At 70.0% G+C, this 14,453-nt stretch carries 11 protein-coding genes; 8 read left to right on the top strand and 3 right to left on the bottom strand.

Going from position 1 to position 14,453, the window contains the following annotated elements; translation table 11 throughout:
• Window positions 1-2: 2 nt before the first annotated feature.
• The gene (gene lysA, locus AWB89_RS06235) at window positions 3-1,343 is read right to left on the bottom strand and encodes a diaminopimelate decarboxylase (protein ID WP_085172242.1); all 1,341 of its coding nucleotides are present in this window, start codon (window positions 1,341-1,343) and stop codon (window positions 3-5) included.
• 107 nt (window positions 1,344-1,450) lie between these two features.
• On the opposite strand from lysA, the gene mfd reads away from it, so the two are divergent.
• The 8 genes from mfd (at window position 1,451) to AWB89_RS06195 (ending at window position 10,887) form a co-directional block, all read left to right on the top strand.
• Complete coding sequence (gene mfd / locus AWB89_RS06230; RefSeq protein ID WP_085172240.1) at window positions 1,451-5,104, top strand: transcription-repair coupling factor; 3,654 nt, start codon at window positions 1,451-1,453, stop codon at window positions 5,102-5,104.
• The gene (locus AWB89_RS06225; protein ID WP_085172238.1) at window positions 5,101-6,135 is read left to right on the top strand and encodes a nucleoside triphosphate pyrophosphohydrolase; all 1,035 of its coding nucleotides are present in this window, start codon (window positions 5,101-5,103) and stop codon (window positions 6,133-6,135) included. The genes mfd and AWB89_RS06225 overlap by 4 nt, the downstream gene beginning before the upstream one ends.
• 116 nt (window positions 6,136-6,251) lie before the next feature.
• A complete protein-coding gene (locus AWB89_RS06220; RefSeq protein WP_142282473.1) occupies window positions 6,252-6,980 on the top strand; it encodes a lytic transglycosylase domain-containing protein in 729 nt (242 codons plus the stop codon).
• Between the two features lie 44 nt (window positions 6,981-7,024).
• Window positions 7,025-8,314, top strand: a complete 1,290-nt coding sequence (gene eno / locus AWB89_RS06215; protein WP_085172234.1) for a phosphopyruvate hydratase — start codon at window positions 7,025-7,027, stop codon at window positions 8,312-8,314.
• 12 nt (window positions 8,315-8,326) lie between these two features.
• The gene (locus AWB89_RS06210) at window positions 8,327-8,962 is read left to right on the top strand and encodes an FtsB family cell division protein (protein WP_085099309.1); all 636 of its coding nucleotides are present in this window, start codon (window positions 8,327-8,329) and stop codon (window positions 8,960-8,962) included.
• Entirely contained in the window at window positions 8,955-9,443 is a 489-nt protein-coding gene (locus AWB89_RS06205; RefSeq protein ID WP_085099312.1) for a DUF501 domain-containing protein, read from the top strand. The genes AWB89_RS06210 and AWB89_RS06205 overlap by 8 nt, the downstream gene beginning before the upstream one ends.
• The gene (locus AWB89_RS06200; protein WP_139830712.1) at window positions 9,437-10,381 is read left to right on the top strand and encodes a Ppx/GppA phosphatase family protein; all 945 of its coding nucleotides are present in this window, start codon (window positions 9,437-9,439) and stop codon (window positions 10,379-10,381) included. Before AWB89_RS06205 ends, AWB89_RS06200 begins: the two co-directional genes overlap by 7 nt.
• 218 nt (window positions 10,382-10,599) lie before the next feature.
• A complete protein-coding gene (locus tag AWB89_RS06195) occupies window positions 10,600-10,887 on the top strand; it encodes a hypothetical protein (protein WP_085172232.1) in 288 nt (95 codons plus the stop codon).
• Window positions 10,888-11,188: 301 nt separating this feature from the next.
• On the opposite strand, the gene AWB89_RS06190 is transcribed toward AWB89_RS06195, so the two are convergent.
• Complete coding sequence (locus AWB89_RS06190; RefSeq protein ID WP_066965965.1) at window positions 11,189-11,869, bottom strand: response regulator; 681 nt, start codon at window positions 11,867-11,869, stop codon at window positions 11,189-11,191.
• On the bottom strand, window positions 11,866-14,442 hold the full coding sequence (locus AWB89_RS06185) for a sensor histidine kinase (protein ID WP_085172231.1): 2,577 nt from the start codon (window positions 14,440-14,442) through the stop codon (window positions 11,866-11,868). The genes AWB89_RS06190 and AWB89_RS06185 overlap by 4 nt, the downstream gene beginning before the upstream one ends.
• Window positions 14,443-14,453: the final 11 nt, after the last annotated feature.

The following is a 14,453-nucleotide window of genomic DNA, read 5'->3' as shown; positions in this document are numbered from 1 at the left end:
CGCTAGCCGCAGTCGCGGGAGAGCAGATCGGCGATCGTTTCGCGGCGGACCAGGGCGCGGGCCCGGCCGTCCTTGACCGCCACCAGCGGCGGCCGTCCCACCATGTTGTAGTTCGACGCCATGCTGTGGTGATACGCGCCGGTGCAGGCGACGGCCAACAGGTCGCCGGGGCGAAGGTCCGCCGGCAGCTCGATGTCGCGGGCGATCTCGTCGCCGGCCTCGCAGTGCCGGCCGGCCACCGTGACGCGCTGCTTGGCCCCGCACGGGTGCCGGTTCGCCAGCGTGACGGTGTATTGCGCGCCGTACAGCGACACTCGCGGGTTGTCGCTCATGCCGCCGTCGACGGCGACGAAGGTGCGGCCGCCCGGCCGGGTCTTCACCGAGCACACCCGGTACAGCGTCAGGCCGGCCCGGCCGCAGATGGCCCGGCCGGGCTCGACCACGACGGTGGGGCGGGGGAAGTGCTCGGCCGCGCAGGCCTCGTCCAGGGCGTCCTCGATGACGCGGGCCAGCTCGCCCAGGTCGAGCTCGCGGTCGCCGGGGAGGTAGGGGATGGCGTGGCCGCCGCCGATGTTGAGCTCGGTGAGGATGACGCCGTGGCGGGCGCGGACGTCGGCCATGGCGGCGATCATCCGGCGGATCGCCTCGCCGTACGGGGCGGCGTCGCTGACCTGCGAGCCGAGGTGGCAGTGCAGCCCCACCAGGTCGAGGATCGGGTGCGCCAGCGCGCGCTTGACGGCGTTAGCGGCGTGGTCACCGGCGAGGGTGAAGCCGAACTTCTGATCGCTGATGCCGGTGGTGACGGCGCGGTGGCCGTGAATGTCGATGTCGGGCGTCACCCGGATGAGCACCGGCTGACGGCGGCGGGCGAGGCCCGCGAGGTAGGCGATCTCGATGCAGGAATCGACCACGACGCGACCGACCCCCACCCGCACGGCCTCGCGCAGCTCGTCGGGCGATTTCGCGTTGCCGTGCATGACGATCCGCGCCGGGTCCACTCCGCCGGCCAGGGCGATGGCCAGTTCGCCGGCCGAGCACACATCGACGCCGAGGCCCTCCTCGCGCGCCCACCGCGCCACCGCGGTGGTCAGCAGCGACTTCCCGGCGTAGACCACCCCGACACCGTGCAGCGCCTTGCGGTAGCGCCGGGCGCGGTGACGGAAATCGGCCTCGTCGATGACGTAGGCCGGGGTGTCGAACTCGTCGGCGATGTCGGCCAGCGGCACGCCCCCGACGCAGAGCTGCCCCTCCTCGTCGGAGTGGGCCGTGACCGGCCAGATCGTGGAATCGAACCGGCGAGGTGCCGCCCGGCCGAGCGACGGCACAATATCCAGCAGTGTCATGAGTTCAAAATGCGGCCGGCCGGGGCGGGGTGCCGCTTTCCTTACGATCCCTTGACGGCGCCGGGCCCAATCTTGACGCTGCCTGGCGTCCCTAGAATGGATTCATCATGACCGCACCGGGGCCTGCCCACCCAGAAACCCCGATCGCGGGGCTCGTGGATCTGGCGCTGACGGCGCCGACCTTCCAGCAGCTGATCGACAGCGCGGCAACCCGGCCCGCCGAATTGAGCCTGGTCGGACCGGCCAGCGCGCGGTTGTTCGTCGCCGGCGCGCTGGCGCGGCTGGGTCCCTTGCTCGTGGTCACCGCGACCGGGCGCGAGGCCGACGAGCTGGCCGCCGAACTGCGCGGGGTGTTCGGGGACGCGGTGGCGGTGTTCCCGTCCTGGGAAACCCTGCCGCACGAACGGCTTTCGCCCGCCATCGACACCGTCGGCGCCCGGATGCTGGTGTTGCGCCGGCTGGCTCACCCCGACGACGCCCGGCTGGGGCCCCCTTTGCAGGTGGTGGTGACGGCGGTGCGTTCGCTGTTGCAGCCGATGACGCCGCGGCTGGGCGACGTGGAGCCGGTCAGCCTGAGCGTCGGGCTCGAGATCGCCTTCGAGGAGGTCGTCGCCCGGCTGGTCGAGCTGGCCTACACCCGGGTCGACATGGTCGGCCGGCGCGGTGAGTTCGCCGTGCGCGGCGGGATCCTCGACGTCTTCCCGCCGACCGCCGAACACCCGGTGCGCGTCGAGTTCTGGGGCGACGAGGTCAGCGAGATGCGGATGTTCTCGGTCGCCGACCAGCGCTCCATCCCCGAGATCGAGGTCGACTCGGTGATCGCGGTGGCCTGCCGCGAACTGCTGCTCACCGACGACGTGCGGCAGCGCGCCGCCGCGCTGGCCGTCCGGCACGCCGGCCCCGAGCCCGCCGTCACCGGCAGCGTCACCGACATGCTGGCCAAGCTGGGTGAGGGCATCGCCGTCGACGGCATGGAGGCGCTGCTGCCGGTGCTGCGGCCCGGCGAGCATGTGCTGCTGACCGACCAGCTGGCCGCCGGCACCCCGGTGCTGGTGTGTGACCCGGAGAAGGTGCGCACCCGCGCCGCCGACCTGATCAAGACGGGCAGCGAATTTCTCGAGGCGTCGTGGTCCGTCGCGGCGCTGGGCACGGACGCGCCCGTCGACGTGGCGCAGTTCGGCGGATCCGGCTTCGCCGAACTGGACGAGGTACGCGCCGCCGCGGTCCGCGCCGATCATCCGTGGTGGACGCTGAGCCAGCTGTCCGACGAGTCGGCGGTGGAGCTGGAGGTGCGGGCGGCGCCGTCGGCCCGCGGGCATCAACACGACATCGACGGCATCTTCGCGATGCTGCGTGGCCACGTCGCGACGGGCGGGCACGCCGCGGTCGTCGCGCCCGGCACCGGGACCGCCCATCGGGTGGTCGAGCGGCTCGCCGAGTGCGAGACCCCCGCCGCCATGCTGGAACCGGGCGCCGCCCCGAAACCCGGGGTGGTCGGCGTGCTCAAGGGCCCGCTGCACGACGGCATCGTGGTGCCCGGCGCCAACCTGGTCGTCATCACCGAGACGGACCTGACCGGCAACCGGGCCACGGCCGTCGAGGGCAAGCGGCTGGCGGCCAAGCGGCGCAACACCGTCGACCCGCTCGCGCTCACGGCCGGCGACCTGGTGGTGCACGACCAGCACGGCATCGGCCGGTTCGTGGAGATGGTCGAGCGCACCGTCGGCGGCGCCCGCCGGGAGTACCTCGTCCTCGAGTACGCGTCCAGCAAGCGCGGTGGAGGCGCCGACAAGCTCTATGTCCCGATGGATTCGCTGGACCAGCTGTCGCGGTACGTCGGCGGGCAGGCGCCGGCGCTGTCCAAGCTCGGCGGCAGCGACTGGGCCAACACCAAGACCAAGGCGCGCCGGGCCGTGCGCGAGATCGCCGGCGAACTGGTGTCGCTGTACGCCAAGCGGCAGGCCAGCCCCGGGCACGCGTTCGGGCCGGACACCCCGTGGCAGGCCGAGATGGAAGACGCGTTCGGGTTCACCGAGACCGTCGACCAGCTGACCGCGATCACCGAGGTCAAGGCCGACATGGAAAAGCCGGTGCCGATGGACCGGGTGATCTGCGGCGACGTCGGCTACGGCAAGACCGAGATCGCGGTGCGGGCGGCGTTCAAGGCCGTCCAGGACGGCAAGCAGGTCGCCGTCCTGGTGCCCACCACGTTGCTGGCCGACCAGCACCTGCAGACGTTCAGCGAGCGGATGGCCGACTTCCCGGTGACCGTCAAGGGGCTGTCCCGGTTCACCGACGCCGCCGAGTCCCGCGCCGTGATCGACGGCCTGGCCGAGGGCACGGTCGACATCGTGATCGGCACCCATCGGCTGCTGCAGACCGGGGTGCGCTGGAAGGACCTGGGCCTCGTCGTGGTCGACGAGGAGCAGCGGTTCGGCGTCGAGCACAAGGAGCACATCAAGTCGCTCCGCACCCACGTCGACGTGCTGACCATGAGCGCCACCCCGATCCCGCGCACGCTGGAGATGAGCCTGGCCGGGATCCGCGAGATGTCGACGATCCTCACCCCGCCCGAAGAGCGGTATCCCGTGCTGACGTACGTCGGCCCGCACGACGACAAGCAGGTCGCGGCCGCGCTGCGGCGCGAGCTGCTGCGCGACGGCCAGGCGTTCTACGTGCACAACCGGGTCAGCTCCATCGACCGGGCCGCGGCGCGGGTCCGCGAGCTGGTGCCCGAGGCGCGCGTCGTCGTCGCGCACGGACAGATGCCCGAGGAGCGGCTGGAACGCACCGTGCAGGGGTTCTGGAACCGCGAGTACGACATCCTTGTCTGCACCACGATCGTCGAGACCGGCCTGGACATCTCCAACGCCAACACGCTGATCGTCGAGCGCGCCGACACGTTCGGGCTGTCGCAGCTGCACCAGCTGCGTGGCCGGGTCGGCCGCAGCCGCGAGCGCGGCTACGCCTACTTCCTGTATCCGCCGCACGTGCCGCTGACCGAGACGGCGTACGACCGGCTGGCGACCATCGCGCAGAACAACGAGCTGGGCGCCGGCATGGCCGTGGCGCTGAAGGACCTGGAGATCCGCGGGGCCGGCAACGTGCTGGGCGTCGAGCAGTCCGGGCACGTCGCCGGGGTGGGCTTCGACCTGTACGTGCGGCTGGTGGGCGAGGCCGTGGAGGCGTACCGGGCGGCCGCGGACGGCCAGACGGTCACCACGCCCGAGGAGCCCAAGGACGTGCGGATCGACCTGCCGGTGGACGCGCACCTGCCGCCGGACTACATCGCCAGCGACCGGCTGCGGCTGGAGGGCTACCGGCGGCTGGCGGCGGCCTCCGACGACGCTGCCGTCAGCGCCGTCGTCGAGGAGCTGATCGACCGCTACGGTGCGCTGCCCGAGCCTGCCGAGCGGCTGGTGGCCGTCGCGCGGCTGCGGCTGCTGTGCCGCGGCGCGGGCATCACCGAGGTGTCGGCCCCGTCGGCGGCGACCGTGCGGCTGTCGCCGGTGACGCTGCTGGACTCGGCGCAGATTCGGCTCAAGCGGATGTACCCGGCGGCGCACTACCGGGCCACGACGAACACGGTCCAGGTCCCCATTCCCCGGTCGGGCGGCGTCGGGGCGCCGCGCCTGCGCGACGTCGAGTTGCTGCAGATGGTGGCCAACCTCGTCACGGCACTGCAGGGAAAACCACAGATAGAGATTGGTATAACGGGGTCACAGCCGGCACCGACGAGCGGGGAGGAGCGGCGCGCATGATTGTCGTGTTGTGCGACCCCCGGCGCCCGTCGCTGGTACCGGTCGAGGCGATCGAGCACCTCGCCGGCGAGGTGCAATACACCGAGGAGATGCCCGTCGCGGTGCCGTGGTCGCTGCCCGCGGCGCGGCCGGTGCATTCCGGGGACCCCGATAATCCGGCGCCGGTGCTGCTGTCCTCCGATCCGGACCACCCCGCCGTGGCCGCCGCGCTGGCGGCCGGGGCCCGGCTGATCTCGGCGCCGGACCGGCCGCGCGGCGAGCGGCTGGTCGATGCCGTGGCGTTGATGGACAGGTTGCGCACCGCGGGCCCGTGGGAAAGCGAACAGACCCACGACTCGTTGCGCAGGTTTCTGCTCGAGGAGACCTACGAGCTGCTGGACGCCGTGCGCAGCGGCGACGCCGAGCAGCTGCGCGAGGAACTCGGAGACGTGTTGCTACAGGTCCTCTTCCACGCCCGCATCGCCGAGGACGCGCCGCAGTCGCCGTTCACCATCGACGACGTCGCCGCCGCGTTGATGCGCAAGCTGGGCAATCGGGTACCGGGAGTACTTGCGGGGCAAACGATTTCGCTCGAAGAGCAGTTGGCGCAGTGGGAGGAGGCCAAGGCCTCAGAGAGGGCGGCGAAGGCGCGCAACTCGGTGATGGACGACGTGCACACCGGTCAACCGGCACTGGCTCTGGCGCAGAAGGTGATTCAGCGCGCCGAAAAGGCGGGGCTGCCCGCCGACCTGGTCCCCGCCGAAATGACCTCCGTTTCGGTCGCGGCCGACATCGACGCGGAAAGCGCGCTGCGCGCGGCGGTTTTGGAATTCGTGGACACGGTCCGCGGCGTGGAGACGGCGATCGCGGCCGCGCGCCGCGGCGACAGCGTTCCGGTGGAACTCGACGTCGCGCAGCTGGGCGAGGTCAGCGAGGAGGAATGGCGCGCGCACTGGCCTTTCGCCGAATCGGCCGTCGAAGAAACGGGCGGCTCCGAGACCGCGTCCAAGGCGTCCGGTGGGGGCTCCAAGCGGCGCAAAGGGCGCAAATAGGGCCCTGCATCGGTGCGCCGGGGCGAGGAATCAACGGGGTAGCCGCAAAACCCGTGGGACGATGGTTGTGGCCGAAGTTGGTGCAGGGGAGCAGTAGGGGAGCTTAAACGGGCATGGTGTCGCCGGGGCGTTGGTTGCGTGCGGCCGCCGTCATCGGCGCGACCGCCATGCTTCTCGCGTCCAGCTGTACCTGGCAGCTCAGCCTGTTCATCCCCGCCGGTGTTCCGCCGCCGGTCGGGGATCCGGTGCCGCCGGTGGACACCCACGTCAGCGGCCGGCCCGCGGACCAGTTGCGCCAATGGGCCCAGCAACGGTCGGCAGCGTTGGAGATTCCGGTGATCGCGCTGGAGGCCTACGCGTATGCCGCCCGGGTCGCCGAGGTCGAGAACCCCAAATGCCACATCGCGTGGACCACGCTGGCGGGCATCGGTCAGGTCGAGAGCCACCACGGCACCTACCGGGGCGCGACCCTGTCGCCGAACGGGGACGTGAGCCCGCCGATTCGCGGCGTTCGGCTGGACGGCAGCGGCGGGACCCTGCGCATCGTCGACGCCGAGGAAGGCGGCGCCGGCGAGCCGGGCGTGGTGCGCGCGATGGGCCCGATGCAGTTCATCCCCGAGACCTGGCGGTTGTACGGAGTGGACGCCCACAACGACGGCCGCGTCAGCCCGGACAACATCGACGATGCCGCGCTGGCGGCGGCGGGTTACCTGTGCTGGCGCGGAAAAGACCTCGGGACACCGCGGGGGTGGATCACCGCGCTGCGGGCCTACAACAACTCCGGCGTCTACGCGCGGGCGGTGCGGGACTGGGCGACCGCCTACGCGGCGGGTCATCCGCTGTAGCAGGATGTATCGCTGACCCATGCTTTACGACGCAAGGAGAACCAGTGCCGATTATCGAGCAGGTCGGGGCCCGCGAGATCCTCGACTCCCGCGGTAACCCGACCGTAGAGGTCGAGATCGCTCTGATGGACGGGACGTTTGCCCGCGCCGCGGTGCCGTCCGGCGCGTCGACGGGCGAGCACGAGGCCGTCGAGTTGCGCGACGGCGGGGAGCGTTACGGCGGCAAGGGCGTGCGGAAGGCGGTGCAGGCCGTGCTCGACGAAATCGGTCCGGCGGTCATCGGCCTGGCCGCCGACGACCAGCGGCTGGTGGACCAGGCGCTGGTGGACCTCGACGGCACCCCCGACAAGTCCCGGCTGGGCGGCAACGCCATCCTGGGCGTCTCGCTGGCCGTCGCGAAAGCGGCCGCCGATTCCGCCGAGTTGCCACTGTTCCGCTACCTCGGCGGCCCCAACGCGCACATCCTGCCGGTGCCCATGATGAACATCCTCAACGGCGGTGCCCACGCCGACACCGCCGTCGACATCCAGGAGTTCATGGTGGCGCCGATCGGCGCGCCCAGCTTCGCCGAGGCGTTGCGGTGGGGCGCCGAGGTGTACCACGCACTCAAGTCCGTGCTGAAGAAGGAGGGGCTGTCGACCGGCCTGGGCGACGAGGGCGGGTTCGCCCCCGACGTGGCCGGCACCACCGCGGCGCTGGACCTGATCGGCCGGGCCATCGAATCGGCCGGCTTCAAACTCGGCACCGATGTCGCCCTGGCACTCGACGCGGCGGCCACCGAGTTCTACACCGACGGCACCGGTTACACCTTCGAAGGCTCGACCCGCACCGCCGAGCAGATGGCGGAGTTCTACGCCGGGCTGCTAGGCTCCTATCCGCTGGTGTCCCTGGAAGACCCGCTGTCCGAGGATGATTGGGACGGATGGGCGGCGCTGACCGCCTCGATCGGCGACCGGGTGCAGATCGTCGGCGACGACATCTTCGTCACCAACCCCGAGCGCCTGGAAGAGGGGATCGACAAGGGCGTCGCAAACGCCTTGCTGGTCAAGGTGAATCAGATCGGGACGCTGACCGAGACGCTCGACGCCGTCGCGCTGGCCCACCACAGCGGATACCGCACGATGATGAGCCATCGCAGCGGCGAGACCGAAGACACCACGATCGCCGACCTGGCCGTGGCCGTCGGTTCCGGCCAGATCAAGACCGGCGCGCCCGCCCGCAGCGAGCGCGTGGCCAAATACAATCAGCTGTTGCGGATCGAGGAAGCCCTCGGTGACGCGGCACGATACGCAGGCGATCTGGCGTTCCCCCGGTACGCGCTGGATCAGAAATAGGTTGAAACACCTTTGACGCCCAAGCCCGATCCGAAGCGGCGGTCCCCGGCATCGCGCCCGGGGAAGGCCGGCGATTCGGTTCGGCGCCGCCGCGCCGTCAAGCCTTCCAAGCCTGGGCAAACGGCCAACCACACGACCCGCTCGCTGCAGGAGCGTGTCGTCGAGCCCATCAAGCGGCAGGTCGCGGAATCCGTCGAACAGCGGTCCGATCAGCGGCTGGGGTTCACCGCGCGGCGGGCGGCGGTGCTGGCCGCGGTGATCTGCGTGCTCACGCTCACCATCGCGGGCCCGGTGCGCACCTACTTCGCGCAGCGCACCGAGATGAACCAGTTGGCCGCCAGCGAGGCCGCGTTGCGCCGTCAGATCGCCGACCTGGAACAGAAGAAGGTGAAGCTCGGTGACCCCGCGTACATTGCGGCGCAGGCCCGCGAGCGCCTGGGTTTCGTGATGCCCGGGGACATCCCGTTCCAGGTTCAGCTACCGCCCAGCGCGGCGGTGCCCTCGCAGCCCGGAGCGGACGCGACAAAGCCGGCCAGCCACGACCCGTGGTACACGTCGCTGTGGCACACCATCGCCGATGCCCCGCACCTGCCGCCGGCGCCGCCGGCGCCGCCCGAGCCGCCGACACCCCCGACCCCCGGTGGTTGACCGTGCCGACCTGGATGCGGTGGCGCGTCAGCTCGGGCGTGAGCCGCGCGGAGTGCTGGAGGTCGCCTACCGTTGTCCCAACGGCGAGCCGGGCGTGGTGAAGACGGCGCCGAAACTTCCTGACGGCACGCCCTTTCCGACGTTGTACTACCTGACGCATCCGGCGCTGACCGCGGCCGCGAGCCGGCTCGAGACGACGGGATTGATGCGCGAGATGACCGAGCGGTTGCGGCAGGACCCCGAACTGGCCGCCGCGTACCGCCGAGCCCACGAGTCGTATTTGGCCGAGCGCGACGCGATCGAGCCGTTGGGGACCACCTTCTCCGCCGGAGGAATGCCGGACAGGGTCAAGTGCCTGCACGTGCTGATCGCGCACTCGCTGGCCAAGGGTCCGGGCGTGAATCCGCTTGGCGACGAGGCGTTGGCCGTCCTGGCCACCGACCCCGCGATGGCCTCGGTGTTGGTGGCGGGGCAGTGGTGAGCCGGCTCGCCGCAATCGATTGCGGTACCAACTCGATTCGCTTGCTGATCGCCGACGCCGACGGTGGCCGGCTGCGCGACGTGCATCGCGAGACGCGGATCGTGCGGTTGGGCCAGGGCGTCGACGCGACGGGTGAGTTCGCGCCGGACGCGATCGCCCGAACCCGCGCCGCACTGGCCGATTACGCTTCGCTGCTGAAGGAGCACGGCGTCGAGCGGGTGCGCATGGTGGCCACCTCGGCGGCTCGCGACGTCGCGAATCGCGACGTCTTCTTCGCGATGACGGCCGAGGTGCTGGGCGCCGTGTTGCCGGGCGCGGTTGCGGAGGTGATCACCGGTGCCGAGGAGGCGGAGCTGTCCTTCCGCGGCGCCGTCGGTGAATTGGACAGTGCCGGAGCGCCTTTCGTTGTTGTTGACCTCGGTGGCGGCTCGACCGAGATCGTGGTCGGTGGGGATGCGGTGGTGGCCAGCTACTCGGCGGACATCGGGTGTGTCCGGCTCACGGAGCGCTGCCTGCATTCGGATCCGCCGACGCCGCAGGAAGTGGCGGCTGCCCGCGGGGTGGTGCGCGAGCGGCTCGGCGTCGCGCTGGGCGTGGTGCCCGTCGAGGGGGCGCGGACCTGGGTCGGGCTCGCCGGGACGATGACGACGCTGTCCGCGCTGGCGCACAACATGACGACGTATGACTCTGCGGCCATTCATCTTTCGCGCGTCCCGGGCGGCGACCTGCTGGCCGTCTGCGAGCGGCTGATCGGCATGACGCGATCGGAGCGGGCGGCGCTGCCGCCGATGCACGAGGGCCGGGCCGACGTGATCGGCGGCGGCGCGATCGTGGTGGAGGAATTGGCGCGCGAGCTGCGCGAGCGCGCCGGCATCGACGAGCTGATCGTCAGCGAACACGACATTTTGGACGGCATCGTGCTGTCGATCGCCGACTGAGTCACATCCGGCACACTGGCCCCTGCGCGGAAGGGGGCACCCTTTGTGCCCGCCTCATAGCGACAATTTGAGGCGACGCGATCGCGCGGTTGCCGACTAGTCACGTCGGCCACAATGATCACGTCCGCCACACTGACCCCTGGGCGGAGCGGCACCCTTTGTGCCCGCCTCATAGCGACAACGTCGGTTATGTCAGACCGGTATGCCACCCTGCGGCAATGAACCTCAAAGGAATCGAGCTGCGCTACGTGCTCGCGATGCATCTCGCTCACAATGGCCCGGCGACGGTGGCCGAAATGAGGGAGGCGCTTGAGAGGCAGGGCTTTTGCGTCCCCGGCAGGGCGTCGAAAACCATTTCGGACGCGCTGCGTTGGGAGATGGGTCGCGATCGGGTGCGCCGCATGGGCCGAGGCCGGTACGGGCCGCGATACATACCGCGCGGCACCGAACACCGAATACACCAACGGGTGCTCGCGCTGCGGGCGGCGGCGAAGTTGTCGCTGTGAGGCGGGCACAAAGCCAAGTCCCTCCGGGCGGAGGCGCATGGTGCGCATGGGACTTCGGCAGGATTGGTGGCGGCACGGCGGGCGACGGCGAAGTTGTCGCTATGAGGCGGGCACAAAGGCAAGTGCCTCCGAGCCGAGGCGCATGGTGCGCATGGGACTTCGGCAGGATTGGTGGCGCCGCGGGCGGCGGCGAAGTTGTCGTCCCCCGCAAGCGGGAGGTACCCCCAGTGAGGTGGGCACAAAGCCAAGTGCCTCCGAGCCAAGGCGCATGGTGCGCATGTGACTCGGGCGTGATCCGGCGTCAGGCCTCGAACCGGTAGCCCATGCCTGACTCGGTCAACAGGTGCTTGGGATGCGACGGGTCATCCTCGAGCTTGCGCCGCAGCTGCGCCAGATACACGCGCAGGTAATGCGTTTCGGTGGCATACGCCGGCCCCCACACCTCTTTCAACAACTCCTCGCGACCCACCAGTTTGCCTCGGTTGCGCACCAGCACCTCGAGCATGCCCCACTCGGTCGGCGTGAGGTGCACCTCCACACCGTCCTTGGTGACCTTCTTCGCGGCCAGATCGACGGTGAACGCGTCGGTCTCGACCACCGGCTCGTCCACTTCGGATGCCGCCGCATTGCGGCGCACCGCGGCGCGGAGCCGCGCCAAAAACTCGTCCATCCCAAAGGGTTTCGTCACGTAGTCATCGGCGCCGGCGTCCAGGGCCTCGACCTTGTCGGACGAATCCGTGCGCGCCGACAGCACGATCACCGGCGCCGAAAGCCAGCCGCGCAAGCCGGCCAACACCTCGATGCCGGAGATGTCGGGCAGGCCGAGGTCCAGGATCACCACGTCGGGCTTGTGCTCGGCGGCCGCGCGCAGCGCTCCGGCACCGGTCGAGGCGGTGATGACCTCGTAGCCACGCACCGACAGGTTGATCCGCAGCGCGCGCAGGATGTGCGGCTCGTCGTCGATCACCAATACCCGGGTCATAGCGCACCAAACGCTTGCGGCGCGGCCAGATCCACCACGACGGTCAGCCCGCCGCCCGGGGTGTCGCCGGCGGAGATGGTGCCGCCCATCGCCTCGACGAACCCGCGCGCCACCGACATGCCCAGGCCCACGCCGGTCGTGTTGTCGTGATCACCGAGCCGCTGGAAGGCTTCAAAGATCTGGTCCTCGGTGCCTTTCGGTATTCCGGGACCCTCGTCGATGACGTTGATCAGGACGCGATCGCCCACCCGCCCGGCGTTGACTCGGACCACGCAGTTGGGCGCGTAGCGCAGCGCGTTGTCGATCAGGTTGGCCAAGACCCGTTCCAGCAGCCCGGCGTCGGCCATCGCCACGGCGTCGCCCACGTCGACCTTGACTCGATCGATGGCCGATCGGTAAAAGCCGGTGGCGCCCTTGCCGATACTGACGAGGGCGCGTTGCACGGTTTCCTCGAGATAGACGCGCCGCAGGTCCGGGTGGATCACGCCGGCGGCCAGGCGCGAGGAGTCGAGCAGGTTTCCGACCAGCGCGGTCAGCTGGTCGATCGACTCCTCGATGGTGGCCAGCAATTCGGCCGTGTCCTGCGCGGAAAAGGCGACATCCTCGGCGCGCAAACTGGACACGGCCACCTTGGCCGCGGCGAGCGGCGTGCGCAGGTCGTGGCTGACCGCCGACAGCAGGGAGCGACGCAGTTCGTCGGCTCGCACGATCGCCTCGGTGCGGCTGGCCTCCTCGGCCAACTCGCGCTGCCTGATCAGGCCCGCCGCCTGCTTGGCCACCGCGCTGAGCACCCGGCGGTCACGCGTGGAGAGCTTTTTGCCGGCCAGAAGCATCCAATACTCCTGGAAATCCCGGTCGCCGACCTCGATCGCGGTGTCGGCCGAATCGACGCTCACACAAGGATCTTTGCCCACGCAGGCGACGATGTAGCCCTTCCTCCCGCTGGCGCGCTCTTCTTCGCTGGGTTCGCGCAGCATGCTGACGGCGCGCTGCGAATAGGTCTCGCGCACGCGCTCCAGCAGGGTCTCGAGGTCGGCGCCGCGCAGCACCGACCCGGCGAACAGCGTGAGCAGCTCGGCCTCCTGGGATGCGCGCCGGGCCTCGCGGGTGCGTTTGGTGGCACCGTCGACGAGGACCGCGACCGCGATCGCGATCATCATCAGCACCAACTCGGTGATGGCGCTGTTGGGCTCGGCGATGGTGAAGCTGTGCCGCGGGGCCGTCAGATAGTAGTTCAGCAGTAACCCGGACAGCACCGCCGAAAGAACTGCCGGCGCAACGCCCCCGAACAGCCCGACAAACAGCACCCCGACGAAGAACAACGCGCTCTCGCCGGCGTTGTTGAGGTACGGGTCCAACAGCGACACCGTCACGGCGCAAATGACCGACGGCACGATGACGGCCGCCAGCCAGGAGGCGACCCGGCGCTCGCGTGGCGCGAGCGACGCCAGGTGAAAGCCGCGCTTGGATTCATCGTGGGTGACTATGTGCACGTCGATCTTGCCGGACCGCTGGACGATGGCCGAGCCGATGCCCTCCTCGAAGATGCGCGCCCATCTGGATCGTCGAGACGTGCCGATGACCAGCTGCGTCGCATTGTTCTCGCGGGCGAAATCGAGCAGGGCCGTGGGCACGTCGTCACCGACCACGGTGTGCAGGGACGCATCCAGGCTGTTCGCCAGCTCACGCACCTTGGTCATTCTGCGTTCCGAGAGACCGGCCAACCCGTCACCGCGGATGACGTGCACCACCATCAGCTCGGCGCTGGACTTCGACGCGATCCGGGATGCCCGTCGCACCAACGTCTCCGATTCCGGCCCACCGGTGACCGCCACCACGACGCGCTCCCGTGCCTCCCACAGGTCGGTGATCTTGTTCTCGGCACGGTATTTGGCCAGCGCGGTGTCCACCTGGTCGGCCAGCCACAGCAGCGCCAATTCCCGCAGTGCGGTGAGGTTTCCGCGGCGGAAGTAATTCGACAGCGCCGCGTCGATCCGCTCGGGAGCATAGACGTTGCCGTGGGACAGCCTGCGGCGCAGGGCTTCCGGGGTGATGTCGATGAGTTCGACCTGCGAAGCCTGGCGCACGATCGAATCCGGGATGGTCTCCTGCTGTTCGATGCCGGTGATCTGGGCGACGACGTCGTTGAGGCTTTCCAGGTGCTGGATGTTGACGGTGGAGATGACGGTGATCCCGGCGTCCAGCAGCTCTTCGACATCCTGCCAACGCTTTTCGTTCTTGCTGCCGGGCGTGTTGGTGTGGGCGAGCTCGTCGACCAGTACCACCTGCGGGCGCCGCGCCAGCACGGCGGGAACGTCGAGTTCCGCGAAGGTGCCGCCGCGGTATTCGACGAAGCGCGGCGGAATGACCTCGATGCCCTCAATCAGCTCAGCGGTTTTCGCGCGGCCGTGGGTCTCGACCACCGCCGCCACCACGTCGGTGCCGCGTTCCAACCGCCGGTGGGCCTCGCCGAGCATCGCGTAGGTCTTGCCGACACCGGGTGCCGCACCGAGGTAGATGCGTAGTTCCCCGCGCTTGGGACGGTGGTCGGTCACGCTCACGTCAACCATCATCCCCCTAGGGG

The organism is Mycobacterium paraense (genome assembly GCF_002101815.1).
Lineage (GTDB): Bacteria > Actinomycetota > Actinomycetes > Mycobacteriales > Mycobacteriaceae > Mycobacterium > Mycobacterium paraense.
The sequence above is the reverse complement of the archived record's forward strand: the minus strand, read 5'-3'. Positions and strand labels throughout refer to the sequence as shown.